This window comes from Corynebacterium sp. HMSC071F07, from assembly GCF_001810285.1.
GTDB classification, from domain to species: domain Bacteria; phylum Actinomycetota; class Actinomycetes; order Mycobacteriales; family Mycobacteriaceae; genus Corynebacterium; species Corynebacterium simulans.
Window position 1 is genome coordinate 85,209 of the sequence record NZ_KV800712.1, and the last position, 13,067, is coordinate 98,275.

A 13,067-nucleotide genomic window follows, 5' to 3' on the forward strand; every position below is an offset into this window, starting at 1 on the left:
CCTGACATCACCGCCCTGCGCTCCTGGGCCGAGAATATGGGCACCTGGTTCATTATCGCCTTCTTCCTAGGTTATGTCATATTTACGCAATTTCCGCTGCCCCGTACCTTTTGGACCGTGGCTGCAGGTATCCTATTCGGCCCTTGGCTCGGTCTTAGCATCTCTCTTGCGGCATTGACCGTATCTGCAGTGCTTTCGCTTTTCATCGTTCGCCTTCTCCTCGGCGACTGGATTCGCCCGCACCTAACCCACCCTGCGGTCTTCAAAATCAACACGAGGTTAGAAAGGCGCGGGTGGCTTGCCATCGCAAGCTTGCGAATGGTGGCAGGCGTGCCTTTTTCCCTCCTCAATTATGTCGCCGCGCTCACCCCTATCCCAGTCGGCCAATTCACCGTAGCCACACTTGTGGGCTCCATTCCTACCACCGCAATCGGCGTATTCTTCGGTGATACCCTGACCGGCCAATCGGAGCCTTGGATCTTCGTCGCCATTGCCTTTCTCGCCGCCATAGGCGTCGCAGGCTTGGTTCTCGACGCCAAGTTGCCGATGCGCCCCTAGTTAAACCCTCAAACGCCATGAAAGCCAAAGACCGGCGAGTCAAGTTTCACCTATAGACTTTATGGACGCTATGCTGATTAGCACTTCGCTTTGAATATTCTTCGACCCTAGGAGGCACAATGCTCGCTGTACACGCACGTTATCGCGGCCGTTCGGTACGCCGCGCGGAACTGGTGCAGCGATCCGCCACCGCCCTTTCCACGCTCGACGGAGTCGGTGAGTTCCACGTCCTGGGTGTCGAGGACATCTGCGCGGTGGCGCACTCTGCGTCCTCCGTGTGTGACGTTGTCATGGCGCTGCTTGCCGACGGTGACTGGGCCATCGGCATCGGCGTATCCCCCGGAGCACGCGGCGACGAAGACGCTGCCCGTCAGGTGGCCACTGCCGCGCTGAAAGGCTCGGCGCGCGCGGGCCAGGGATACGCCAAGATCAGCAAGCGAGGGCGCGCTTCGGAAGCTAACGATATCGCCGCCACCTTTGCCTTGCTTGGATTCGTGCTCCACAAGCGCACGATTGAGGGCCGCGAGGCAACCTCGCTAGTGCGCGCTGGGCTAAATCAGAATGAGGCGGCCGAGGAACTCGGCATCTCCAAGCAGGCAATGTCGCAGCGTCTGCAGGCCGCTGGTTGGGCCGCCGAGATGGCGGGTTGGCAGCTGGCGGTCAACATCATTGAGCGCGCCGATACTCTTTAATATCCGAGGTCAGCTTTCGAAAGCTCCGGCGTGGTCACGAAATCGACCAGCCTTTCCACTGCTCCAATCAGCGTCGGATCTAGATCTCGGAACGTAGTGACGGCGGTATATACTCGGCTCCAGCCTTCCTTCGGGTCAGACCAGCCCACGCGCTTAGCGATGCCCGTCTTCCAATCCTCACCGTATGGCACCTCCGGCCATTCGCGAAGCCCCAGACGCTCGGGCTTTACCGCCGCCCAAATATCGATAAAAGGATGGCCCGTTACCAGCACGTGCTCGCCCACACTCTGGGTAAGGCGGGTTTCCTTAGAACCTTCGACTAGATGGTCTGCCAGAACGCCGACGCGCCGGCCAGGGCCAGGCTGGAACTCGGCGAGACGTTCTTCCAAGTTGTCTAGACCCTCCAGGTATTCGACTACCACGCCCTCAACGCGCAGGTCATGGCCCCAGACCTTCTCCACAATCGCGGCGTCGTGAATGCCCTCAACCCAGATGCGCGAGGGTGCCGCAACCTTTGCCTCAACATTGGCCACCCGCCGCGAACCGGAGTTGGACTTTTGCGGGGCCTGCTTTTCGACGTAGCGCGTCAGGGTGACCGGCTGCCCCTCCAACAGGAAGCCGCCTTCCACCAAGTTGAAAACACGCTCTTTTCCGTAACGATCCTCGAGGCGGACTACTTGACCGAACACGGTCTTGTCTACGCCCATCACTGCGCCGACAAAGTCGTCGCCACGTACCTCAACAACCATTCCAGGTTCTGCTGGAACCTTTGGGTACTCCTTCTTCTGTGCGCGCTTATGGCCTGCAAAGATGTCGCCGCCGTATGGATCGATACTCATGGGCCAAAAGTCTATCTACTAAACTTTGCCGTCATGGATATGCGCGCCGAGGTTTGGTCTCCTTTACAAAACACCGCAGTCTGGCTGGGCGCCTGGCTGTGGGGACACGAGTCCACGGACGATCTCTTGGATGCGATGCAGGAGCTCGGTGGCTTGCATGTGATGGAGGATGAAGCACCCTTTGTGGATTTGCTAGCTTACCTGCGGGCAGAAACTTCCGCGATTGTGCAAAACGGCGAGCTCGAACCCGTGCTGCGTCTTGTCCTTTCCGGGCCGGGTGAGTCCCCGCTTTTGCCGGCAGGCTCGAAATCATGGAAGGCGGCGGCCGCAAGCGATGCGGGCGCAATCGTTGTGCGTACCAATGATCACAACCGCCACTTAGTGCTCGTGCCCCACTATGGAAACTCCAGCACCACTTGGCACGTGTTCGAGGAGGAACTGCCCTTGCCTGCACCTGCGTGGCTGAGTCCGGGCGAGGCTGACGAGCTGCTCAGCAAGGCAACCAACCAAGCCGCAATACTCATCGAAGCTGCGGGCTATAAATCGGATGCTTTGCATAATCCACGGCTTACCGTAGGCAGCCTCAGCGATTTTTATGACACTCCGGGACTTCCACGATCAGTATCACCGCGGGCCGCAAAGCTTTTCGCCCGTGCAGACCGCGTGGGAGCGATTATCGAAACCGTGACGGAAAGAATGAACGATCACAGCCTCGATCATCACCTTTTAGGTCTGTGGCGGCACATCCGTCAAGCGCGTATGGCGGGCGTTGCACACGCGCTTTCGGATTTCAGCCGCTAAGGGCCATTATTTACGCAGCGACCAAATATCGCAGCAGCCCTCAGCGCAGGGAGCGCCGTTGGTAGTACAGCCTTGAACGGTGACGTTGCCAATGCTCTCCCACTGCTTATCCTGCTCGAGCTCCTCAATAAGATCCACGATCATCGATGCAAAGGAATCGGTCGGGCCAGCGGTACGGGTACGTTCAACGAGCACACCCATGTCACCGGCCGCTTTCTTAAGCTCCGTATCGAGGTCCCATACAACCTCCATATGGTCAGAGATGAAGCCGATCGGGCAAACGACGATCGCCTCAACGCCATCCTTGTCATGGATTTCGGTGGTGTGGTCGACGATATCGGGCTCGAGCCATGGGGTCTTTGGGTTGCCGGAACGCGACTGCCAGACCAAGTCATAGTCAGCTACACCTGCGGCTTCTGCCACGAGACGGGAGGCTTCGGCGACCTGGCGGGAGTAGATATTTTTATCGCCTTCGCCGCCACCGACGTTATCGTGCGCGGTAGGTACGGAGTGCGCAGTAAAGAGCATGCGTGCCTGCTTGCCCTCTGGGATCTTGGCATAGGCATCCTTTACCGCCTGCGTCATCTCTGCGATGAACTTCGGGTGATCGTAGAACTGACGGATCTTGGTGAACTCAATCTCAGGCAGGCCTTTTTCGGCGAGATGCTCGCGCAGCTGGCGAATATCCTCGTCGTACTGGCGGCAGGCAGAGTAACCGCCCCACGCAGAGGTTGCGAGAACGGCGGCGTTACGCACGCCGTCGGCAGCCATCCGCTCCACTGTCTCGGTGCCGAATGGGTGCCAATTGCGGTTACCGAAGTAGACAGGTAGATTATGTCCGCGTTTTTTCAGCTCCTGCTCGACATGGTCGATGATTTCACGGTTGAGCTTGTTGAGCGGGCTTACGCCGCCGAAATGGAAATAGTGCTCGCCCACTACCTCAAGGCGCTCACGTGGAATGCCGCGCCCGCGGGTAACGTTCTCCAAAAACGGAACGACCTCCTCGTTTCCTTCCGGGCCACCGAAAGAAAGAACGAGGAGGGCGTCGTAATTGCGGGAAAGCTGTTGTGCGTCAGTCATACCGCAATTTTACCAACCAAAGGTTGGGGCTTAGAGGAGGCGCACGACATTAGGCGTCATTCCGGACCAACGCACAGGAGAAATCTGAACGTTAGATCCAGACTGAGGGGCCTCAATCATAGTGCCGTCGCCAAGATAGATAGCTACGTGCTCGCTTGCGCCGGGCCCGTAGAAGATAAGGTCGCCGCGCTGCATCTCGCTAGCTGGGACCTGAGTACCCTTCTGGTACTGGTAGCCGGTGTAGTGTGGCAAGGAGATGCCGGCACCGGCAAAGGCGTACATCGTAAGGCCAGAGCAGTCGAAGCCGACCTTGTTGTAGTCGCCGAAGGAGTCAGCCACGCCGCCGTCGCGGATTCCCTTGGTGGGGCCGTTCGCGTTGCCACCGCCCCATGCATAGGGCATGCCGATCTGGGACTTTGCACGGGCAATGACCGCTTCAATCTTCGCGCTGCGGTCGGCGTCGCCAAGCGCGTTCGTTGCTTCTTCCGTGACATCATCCGTGGTGTCCAACTCGCCTAGGACGTCAGAGACCTCATTGGTCAATTCATCGTCCTCGGTGTTGCTGGTGGTGCTGCCGCCCTGGAGAGCTGCGAGCTGCGAAGAACCCTGCGCCAGCGAGTCCAGCTCCTCCTGGGTCAAGCCCGTATGATTTGGCTGAGCCGCACCAACAATCGCAGCAGCCGCACCGATTGCGGTGCCCGCGAGCGCCAGCGTCGAGGAGTCAACGGAAGAACCCTGCATGCTGAAACCTTCGGAGGAAAGCTTTTGCACGTTCGGATCCGAAGACAGCTCCTGGGCCGCCTCCGCTGCCTTCTGGACGTCGCTCGCGCTAAGCTGCGAGCCCGACTTATCCGCACGGAAGTCCCGGGTTACGGAATCTGGCTCGCCGCCCTGCATCATCGAGTCAGACTCGGTAGCAGATGTAGATGACTCCGCCGCAGAAGCGTCAGGAGCAAGCGCCGCTTCGCCACCGTTGGCATTAGCATTCGCAGAGGCGCTTTCCGACGTCGACTGCGTTGCGCCCGCAGCATTGCTTGCCGCCGCGGACTCCTGGGAGCCTGCTGCCGGCGCCTGCGAAGTAGCCGCGCTATCGGTCTGAGCCTTCCTCTTGGTCAAGTTATTTGACTGGACGTTTGAGCCAGACTCTCCAGTCTTAGACTCGTTGGAATCTAGCTCTTTGGCTTGATTTAGCGCATTTTGCACCTGGGAGCGCTGCTTTAGCAAGCTCTCGCGCTCGGAGGAAAACTCGGCCACGTTCGACTGGCTTTCTTCCAGGGTTTGACGCGCTTGGGCCTCAGCCTCGGTAGCTTTTTCCTCGCGCAGCTGTGCCAACTCCTGGGTCTTGCGAAGCTGCGATTCCTTGTTCGCCTTCTCAGTGCGCTCTCGCTCCAACCGATCCAAGACCGCCTGCTGATCCTTGGTTTGCGTATGCAGATAGGTCTGGCGCTCCAGCATCTCGCCGCGCGCGTCATTTCCCGCAGCCGTGGAGACAGCGTCAGAAGTATTGGCACGGCGGTAAGCAGTACGCGAAAGCTCATTGAGCTTCTTCTGAGCCTTTTCGACTTCCGACTGTGCGGAATCGAGTTCACCACGCGCCGCAGTGGTGCCACGGCGAGCCTGAGCGGCTTCCGTACGCGCGTCCTGGAGGTCGACCAAGGCACGGTTTACTGCCTCACGTCGCATTCCAATTTCTCCCTCGAGCTTCGCAATCTGCTCTTCAATGGTGGCAATGGCGCCAGCAAGGTCAGCGACAGATGCATCTTTCGAGGAAAGCAAGGACTGGATGTTGACCGGTTCTTCCGCCTGGGCGGCAACCGGAGCAAGGGTGGAAACGGTAGATAGCGTCGCGGTGGTTGCGACGGTGACTAACAGCGTCTTCAGACGCCGAGAGCCGTACTTAAAGATGGTGGCCACGAGAAGTATCTCCTAGACACCCACGCTTCGCCGAATTGTTTCACGTCATGCAAAAGCTCATCCCTACACAATCAGCCACAATCAGCCCAGCCAAACCCGATAGAAGCTATGAGAGTCCTCGCCTGCGACCGGCGAGGTAGCCTTCGAGCATCCACCTCGGCACAAGATACAGATGCGCCTGTCAGCGAGCTGGCTGGCAGAAAGCTAGCGGGTTTACACTGTTGATTTAGATATAGGAATGCCCGGGACTTAACTTAAGCCAGCTTAAAAGCGCATGTCTTAACTAGCGCACCCCTTTGAACTCTTTTACCTAATCGCACAATGGCAAAAGTTAGGGGCACGTTACCCGGCACCAGGCAGCCTTGGAGTAGGTGCAGATATACGCATTCGATGCGTACACCGCCCTGGCAGTACAACCTTTAGGCAGGTTGTGCCTACGGTGAAAATGCGTGACGTTTATGCGCCGATCACAGGCGCGGGAGAAGCAATGCTGTGTTGAACTCGCGTCTTAACCCCGTATGAACCGCTCTAAAATCCGTGGCCTGCCGTCGCCGCAATTCCGTTGCGCTTGCGCGCGGTCGGGAGGGCGGAAAGCAAAATCCACGAACCTTGAACGGGCCGCACGAAGCTAGCCCTACGAGTAACTCGCTATGCCGATCACATTGCCATCCCCTTACCGAGAACCCGCAGAAGCTTCTCGCCCCAGAAGGCTGAAGCTGCACCGGCACCCGGTGAGGCGACGACAAGACCAACCGGCTTGCTTGTCCCCAATCGGAATGTGGGTGTGTCAATTCTTAAAAAATTCGAACACTGGAATCGGCTTCGACGAATCGTTCTTGGGGTGCCAGGTGTGTTCGAAATAAGCCAGCGCTGCTTTACGACGCCGCTGTCTCCGACACGCAACAGAGTTAAAGGCTCGCGCCTTAAAGCGTTATGCGTCAGGGCTTCAAACAACTAGGCCCCATCCCATCTGCTCATCGTGAGCCAGGCGGCGAACCTCAATCCCGCGATTTCCACTCGTGGCGTGCTTCCCCACATACCCGTGTGTCATCTCGATTGAGAGTCAAGGCTTGGCCCATGAACGTATGGAACAAGAATCAACCCGTGAGTCGATATTTGAACCATACGTCACCGACACACCGTCGCGCACACTTTCCTCAAAATTCACTCCAGTCAAGTCGCGCCACATGACGTTACAAAGGCAGCCAACCTGCAATAATTTTGTTACCTTCCCGTGATTGTGTGCTTCATCACACTACTAGTGAAATCTCCACGCAAACCCCCTTTAGCAGCCCCTCCCCCACCGCTTGTCAAGTCAGGGTGGTTGACTAGATCCCCTACCCCACTCTTGGAATTTGACACTCGCCAGACCAATTTCGACATCCGCCGGCGCCCAGATGTCCACAATCCCATAGCCACCAGATGGGCATGGATTGGTTTCCGCTTTAACTAAAGGGCGCAAAACGATCGCCTCGCCCAGCGTTAAATGGGAGGCAAATTCCCAACGGATTGAGGTCCAGATCCGCGCGAGATCGATGACTCAGGTGTAGCCAGATCGGTAAATTTGATGGCCAACTTTCGGGTTGATTGCAACCGCACGGTTCCCCTCATTCGGCACCCGGTGACCCCGACGGTTCACTCAGGTTCTGGGGATAGTTTTTCGAACAAATCTAAGTCTCATAGTTTCCGAAACGCTGAAAACGAGAGAAATCTTCGAGCTTCGGTTGAACCGAGGTTCGGCGGACAATCGTCCCACCGTTGGGCCTAGCCCATTTTCTCGGAACGCGTTTCACGCCTTGATGCAGACCTGAAAGCTATCCAAGCAACGGCGAGCGCGAGCACCACCATAAAGGCGGTGAGAATCACCGAATGGACGTCAAACCGATCTATGCCGTCGTAAAAGCGTTCAAGGAGCTCAACCTGATCGATGCCCCTAGGAATCTTGCGTTGCACTGCTTCGAGTTCCGCACGCGACAGCGAGCCACTCACGGCAGAGACATGCGAAGGCACTTGAACGATGACGGTGTCTAATCCCGTGGCATTTTGAAGATCGACGGCAAGGTTGCGGCTTTCTGCCGCAGTGGCGGTGTAGTCATCCACAACAGCAACGCCATGGCCGGCATGCAACGCCGCAGAAATGGAGTCCTGGACGGATTGATCGTTGGCCAGGTCCGTATTAGTAAAGGCGGAGCCATCCGCGCGTAGCTGCGCGGCGAGGTCAGCGATATCGATCGCCGGAGACTCAGCGCTTTCCGCACTCATTGCTCCCCTCCTCTACTTCGGTTGCTAATGCTGCCTTGCCGTAACCCACCCTATAAATAGCAGCCCATGGGCGCCTGTGAGCAAGCAGCTTCGATTCATAAAGTAACGCTGCCATCATCAGGATTGCCTATGTGACGCGCGAAACCTTCCCAAAAGGTGAAACAGAACGCTCGTACTGTTATAGTTGACACGGTCGTCGGTCGAAACCATTAGACTGGTTTCCGAACCTTCGCGTTCTTCTCGTTTCCAGCGCCTTGGCCTTAAACGCAAGCGCCTTATTCCTCATATATATGTGAACCATATATGTGAACATGGAAAGTGGCGGCTTACCTTTAAGGCGGTAGAGCTGGAAACCATGAACTTTTGTTCTGACAAACAAGGAATGGAGCTCCCTGTGACTGAAAGCCTAAACTCCTTCGGTGCCAAGAAGACTCTTGACGTCAACGGCAAGTCCTATGACTACTTTGACATCAACGCAGTCGCTGGCCTGGAGAAGCTGCCTTACTCCCTGAAGGTGCTTGCTGAGAACCAGCTGCGCTACGAGGACGGCAAGAATGTAACCAAGGATCACATCAACGCACTTGCTAACTGGGATCCGTCCGCTGAGCCGGACACCGAGATCCAGTTCACTCCGGCACGTGTGCTGATGCAGGACTTCACCGGTGTTCCGTGTGTAGTCGACCTCGCCACCATGCGTGAGGCAATCTCCGCTCTGGGTGGCAAGCCAGAGCAGGTTAACCCGCTGAACCCGGCAGAGATGGTCATCGACCACTCCGTTATCGTTGAGGCCTTCGGTTCCGCAGAAGCGCTCGAGAAGAACGTTGAAATTGAGTACGAGCGCAACCAGGAGCGCTACCAGTTCCTGCGATGGGGTGCTGAGAACTTCTCCAACTTCCGCGTTGTCCCACCGGGAACCGGCATTGTCCACCAGGTCAACATCGAGTACCTGTCCCGCGTCGTCTTCGACAACGACGGTGTCGCATACCCAGATACCTGTATCGGTACCGACTCCCACACCACCATGGAAAACGGCCTGGGCATCCTGGGCTGGGGTGTTGGCGGCATCGAGGCTGAGGCTGCAATGCTCGGCCAGCCGGTCTCCATGCTTATCCCGCGCGTTGTCGGCTTCAAGCTGACCGGCGAGATCCCAGTCGGCGTTACTGCAACCGACGTCGTTCTAACCATCACCGAGATGCTCCGCGAGCACGGTGTTGTCCAGAAGTTCGTTGAGTTCTATGGCAATGGCGTTAAGTCCATTCCGCTGGCTAACCGCGCAACCATCGGCAACATGTCCCCAGAGTTCGGCTCCACCGCCGCAATCTTCCCGATTGACGAGGAAACCATCAAGTACCTCGAGCTCACCGGTCGCCCAATGGAGCAGATCGAGCGCGTCGAGGCTTACGCCAAGGCGCAGGGCATGTGGCTGGAGCAGGACGCTCCAGAGGCAGAGTACTCCGAGTACCTCGAGCTGGACCTGTCCACCGTTGTTCCTTCCATCGCTGGTCCAAAGCGCCCACAGGATCGCATCCTGCTGTCCGAGGCTAAGGAGCAGTTCCGTAAGGATCTGCCTACCTACGCAACTGGCGACGTCGTCGTTGACGAGTCCTCCCTTGAGGCAAAGCGCATGACCTCCGAGGGCGACGCTGACGAGGCACTCGTTGACGTCACCGGCGGTCTGAACAACTCCCGTGAGGGTCACGGCGAGTCCGCAGCCAAGGGTGGCTCCGGCCGTCAGTCCAACCCAGTTACCGTCACCTCCCCTAATGGCGGCGAGTACACCCTGGACCACGGCATGGTTGCAATCGCTTCTATCACCTCTTGCACCAACACCTCTAACCCATCCGTCATGGTTGGCGCTGGCCTCATCGCCCGCAAGGCTGCTGAAAAGGGCCTGACCTCCAAGCCATGGGTTAAGACCATCTGTGCACCGGGTTCCCAGGTTGTTGACGGTTACTTCCAGCGTGCAGACCTCTGGAAAGATCTTGAGGCTCTGGGCTTCTACCTCTCCGGCTTTGGTTGCACCTCCTGCATCGGCAACTCCGGCCCGCTTCCGGAGGAGATCTCCGCTGCCATCAACGAGCATGACTTGGCTGCAACCGCAGTCCTGTCCGGTAACCGTAACTTCGAGGGACGTATCTCCCCGGACGTCAAGATGAACTACTTGGCTTCCCCAATCATGGTTATCGCTTATGCTATTGCTGGTACCATGGACTTCGATTTCGACACCCAGGCTCTGGGTCAGGATCAGGACGGCAACGATGTCTTCCTGAAGGACATCTGGCCTTCCTCCGAGGAGATCGAGGACACCATCCAGAAGGCAATCTCCCGCGAGCTCTACGAGGCTGACTACGCTGACGTCTTCAAGGGTGACGATGCATGGCGCTCCCTCGATGTGCCAGAGGGCGAGACCTTCGACTGGAACGACGACTCCACCTACATCCGCAAGGCACCGTACTTCGACGGCATGCCGGCAGAGCCGACCCCAGTCGAGGACATCAAGGGCGCTCGCGTTCTTGCCAAGCTGGGCGATTCCGTCACCACCGACCACATCTCCCCTGCTTCCTCCATTAAGCCGGGCACCCCTGCTGCTCAGTACCTGGATGAAAACGGCGTTGAGCGTCAGGACTACAACTCCCTCGGTTCCCGTCGTGGTAACCACGAGGTCATGATGCGTGGTACCTTCGCCAACATCCGTCTGCAGAACCAGCTGGTCGACGTTGCTGGTGGCTACACCCGCGACTTCACCCAGGAAGGCGCACCGCAGTCCTTCATCTTCGACGCTTGCGAGAACTACAAAGCAGCTGGCATTCCGCTGGTTGTTATCGCTGGCAAGGAGTACGGCACCGGTTCTTCCCGTGACTGGGCTGCTAAGGGCACCAACCTGCTTGGCGTCAAGGCTGTCATTACCGAGTCCTTCGAGCGTATCCACCGCTCCAACCTCATTGGTATGGGCGTTATCCCGCTGCAGTTCCCGGAGGGCGAGTCCCACGAGTCCCTCGGCCTGGATGGCACCGAGACCTTCGACATCGAAGGCATCTCCGCTCTCAACGAGGGTGGCATCCCGAAGTCGGTTCACGTGACCGCTACCAAGGAGTCTGGCGAGTCCGTCGAGTTCGACGCTAAGGTCCGCATCGATACCCCGGGTGAGGCCGACTACTACCGCCACGGCGGCATCCTGCAGTACGTGCTGCGCCAGATGGTTAAGGCTTAAGGTCTTCACACCATCTAATTCCTAGGTAAAACCCTAGGTAGAGCGGGGATCGCAAGTTATCTTGCGGTCCCCCTTTTAGACTTGACCGGGGGAATCCAAGCTCCGGTTAGAACTAAATATTTCTAACTTGCTATCTAGAAGAAACGGATTTTCTATGCCCATCGTGAGTGATGCTGAGCTCAACCGACGTCGACATGACATCCTCGTTGGTGCACGCAAGTGTTTCGCCGAGCATGGCTACGAGGGAGCTACGGTCCGCCTTCTAGAAGAGGCCACGGGCAAGTCCCGCGGCGCCATCTTCCACCACTTTGGCGACAAAGAGTCATTGTTCTTGGCGCTGGCGCGTGAAGACGCTGCCCGCCAGGCGGAGGTCGTTGCGAATAACGGCTTGGTCGAAGTAATGAGTGAGATGCTCCGCCACCCAGAGCGCCACGATTGGCTGGCTACTCGGTTGGAGATCTCATCGCTGCTGCGGACCGATCCTTCGTTCCGCGCGCGGTGGGTGGACCAACAATCGGTGCTTTCCGACGCAGTCCGTGCCCGCCTACAGTCCAACGCTGAGGAAGGTCGCATGCGCGACGACGTCAGCGTGGACACGTTGGTGCTCTACCTCGAGACCTTCATGGATGGCTTCATTTCCCGCCTAGCACTCGGTGACCACGCTGGTCTTAGAGCTGTGCTAGACCTCGTGGAGCAAACCATCCGTAAAGATAAAGCGGGTGCCTAGCCGGCTTAAATACTGCTGACTGGATTCTCGCCATCGATGAAGGCCAACGGGCTAGCCGGAAGGCTCTCGCGGCCAACAACTTCAGTAATCACCTCGGCAACCAGCTCACGGCTAGTCTGGCCGTGAGGATTCGTATCCTCGATTACCTCGATGCCGCCCGCTGGCTCTTCCGTAAGCGCAGATGGGCCGAGGATGACATAGTTCAGTTCAGAAGAATTCAGGCGGTTGTCTACTGCCTTCTTTGACTCAACGTAGGCGTACCAAGACTCATCATTGGGATCGGTCTCGTTGTGCGTTGCGCCAACGTAGGAGATCATCACGTAATCAGGTACCTTTTTGCCCTCTGCTTTGAGCAGCTCTAGGGCGTCGATAGTTGCCATTGCGCCATCGCGATCTACAGCCCAGGTAAGGTCTGCGCCTCCACGGCCGCCGTTACCGGCACCCCACACCACGGTGTCGAAGTCCGCGAAAAGCTCAGCCCATTCTTGGGCGCTGGTCTTTGTGATGTCCTTCAGCACTGCGGTAGCGCCTAGGTTTTCAATCTCCTCCACTTGGGACTCGGAGCGGATCAGCGAATGAACGTTGTGGCCCACTTTTAGCATCTTCGGGTGGCAAGCAGACCGACCTTTCCGTGTCCGCCAATGTAAAGTACTTTCTTTTTCGTCAAAGTCATGGCCCCCACCGTACGTGAAGAGCGATAGAATTTAATCCATGATTGCCATTATGACTGTTACCGGTGCGGATAGCACCGGAATTATCGCTTCTGTTACAACCAGTCTCGCTGAACTTGGAGTCAACATCGTTGACGTCTCCCAGACCTTGATGTCTGGCTTCTTCACCATGATTCTGCGCGTGGAATTTGATGAATCTGAGGTTTCGATCCAACAGATTCAAGAGCGCATGAATAAGGTGGGCGAAGACATCAACCAGTCCATCCGTGTTCAATCCGAGGCGCTGTTTACAGCGATGAACGAGATCTAGAT

Annotated in this window: 11 protein-coding genes; 6 read left to right on the top strand and 5 right to left on the bottom strand. The window is 57.4% G+C overall.

The features are described 5' to 3' along the window. Window positions 1-558, top strand: a 558-nt coding sequence (locus tag HMPREF2724_RS07205; protein ID WP_070588006.1) for a TVP38/TMEM64 family protein, incomplete at its 5' end; no start/stop codon positions are given. A gap of 119 nt (window positions 559-677) precedes the next feature. Then, window positions 678-1,250 (top strand): MarR family transcriptional regulator, encoded by a 573-nt coding sequence (locus HMPREF2724_RS07210; protein WP_070588009.1) that lies wholly within the window; start codon window positions 678-680, stop codon window positions 1,248-1,250. Here HMPREF2724_RS07210 and HMPREF2724_RS07215 read toward each other — a convergent pair. Further along, the gene (locus HMPREF2724_RS07215) at window positions 1,247-2,089 is read right to left on the bottom strand and encodes a DUF3097 domain-containing protein (protein ID WP_070588013.1); all 843 of its coding nucleotides are present in this window, start codon (window positions 2,087-2,089) and stop codon (window positions 1,247-1,249) included. The genes HMPREF2724_RS07210 and HMPREF2724_RS07215 overlap by 4 nt on opposite strands. Window positions 2,090-2,122: 33 nt before the next feature. On the opposite strand from HMPREF2724_RS07215, the gene HMPREF2724_RS07220 reads away from it, so the two are divergent. Then, window positions 2,123-2,890, top strand: coding sequence for a hypothetical protein (locus HMPREF2724_RS07220; protein WP_070588015.1), 768 nt, complete (start codon window positions 2,123-2,125; stop codon window positions 2,888-2,890). A 6-nt stretch (window positions 2,891-2,896) separates the two neighbouring features. On the opposite strand, the gene HMPREF2724_RS07225 is transcribed toward HMPREF2724_RS07220, so the two are convergent. The 3 genes from HMPREF2724_RS07225 to HMPREF2724_RS07235 form a co-directional block, all read right to left on the bottom strand. Next, the gene (locus HMPREF2724_RS07225) at window positions 2,897-3,970 is read right to left on the bottom strand and encodes a ferrochelatase (RefSeq protein ID WP_070588018.1); all 1,074 of its coding nucleotides are present in this window, start codon (window positions 3,968-3,970) and stop codon (window positions 2,897-2,899) included. Between the two features lie 30 nt (window positions 3,971-4,000). Then, on the bottom strand, window positions 4,001-5,884 hold the full coding sequence (locus HMPREF2724_RS13210) for a DIP1281 family NlpC/P60 protein (protein ID WP_070588021.1): 1,884 nt from the start codon (window positions 5,882-5,884) through the stop codon (window positions 4,001-4,003). A gap of 1,764 nt (window positions 5,885-7,648) precedes the next feature. Beyond that, the gene (locus HMPREF2724_RS07235) at window positions 7,649-8,146 is read right to left on the bottom strand and encodes an Rv1476 family membrane protein (protein ID WP_061922409.1); all 498 of its coding nucleotides are present in this window, start codon (window positions 8,144-8,146) and stop codon (window positions 7,649-7,651) included. Window positions 8,147-8,540: 394 nt separating this feature from the next. Here HMPREF2724_RS07235 and can point away from each other — a divergent pair, with 394 nt between their 5' ends. Then, the gene (gene can / locus HMPREF2724_RS07240; RefSeq protein ID WP_210386687.1) at window positions 8,541-11,357 is read left to right on the top strand and encodes an aconitate hydratase; all 2,817 of its coding nucleotides are present in this window, start codon (window positions 8,541-8,543) and stop codon (window positions 11,355-11,357) included. Window positions 11,358-11,511: 154 nt separating this feature from the next. After that, complete coding sequence (locus HMPREF2724_RS07245) at window positions 11,512-12,084, top strand: TetR/AcrR family transcriptional regulator (RefSeq protein ID WP_061922406.1); 573 nt, start codon at window positions 11,512-11,514, stop codon at window positions 12,082-12,084. A 5-nt stretch (window positions 12,085-12,089) separates the two neighbouring features. Here the strand turns inward: HMPREF2724_RS07245 and HMPREF2724_RS07250 are convergent, their stop codons facing one another. Then, window positions 12,090-12,677 carry an SDR family oxidoreductase gene (locus tag HMPREF2724_RS07250; protein WP_371440786.1) on the bottom strand — a complete coding sequence of 196 codons (588 nt, stop codon included), beginning with the start codon at window positions 12,675-12,677 and terminating at the stop codon, window positions 12,090-12,092. 118 nt (window positions 12,678-12,795) lie between these two features. On the opposite strand from HMPREF2724_RS07250, the gene HMPREF2724_RS07255 reads away from it, so the two are divergent. Further along, window positions 12,796-13,065: an ACT domain-containing protein gene (locus HMPREF2724_RS07255; RefSeq protein WP_049062390.1), complete on the top strand. Its 270-nt coding sequence runs from the start codon at window positions 12,796-12,798 to the stop codon at window positions 13,063-13,065. Window positions 13,066-13,067 lie beyond the last annotated feature (2 nt).

What these genes read in the sequence shown, in the direction of transcription:
- HMPREF2724_RS07235 (WP_061922409.1), bottom strand. Translation starts at nt 8,146, where the DNA reads ATGAGTGCGGAAAGCGCTGAGTCTCCGGCGATCGATATCGCTGACCTC.
- HMPREF2724_RS07255 (WP_049062390.1), top strand. Translation starts at nt 12,796, where the DNA reads ATGATTGCCATTATGACTGTTACCGGTGCGGATAGCACCGGAATTATC.
- HMPREF2724_RS07220 (WP_070588015.1), top strand. Translation starts at nt 2,123, where the DNA reads ATGGATATGCGCGCCGAGGTTTGGTCTCCTTTACAAAACACCGCAGTC.
- HMPREF2724_RS07225 (WP_070588018.1), bottom strand. Translation starts at nt 3,970, where the DNA reads ATGACTGACGCACAACAGCTTTCCCGCAATTACGACGCCCTCCTCGTT.
- HMPREF2724_RS07215 (WP_070588013.1), bottom strand. Translation starts at nt 2,089, where the DNA reads ATGAGTATCGATCCATACGGCGGCGACATCTTTGCAGGCCATAAGCGC.
- HMPREF2724_RS07245 (WP_061922406.1), top strand. Translation starts at nt 11,512, where the DNA reads ATGCCCATCGTGAGTGATGCTGAGCTCAACCGACGTCGACATGACATC.
- HMPREF2724_RS07210 (WP_070588009.1), top strand. Translation starts at nt 678, where the DNA reads ATGCTCGCTGTACACGCACGTTATCGCGGCCGTTCGGTACGCCGCGCG.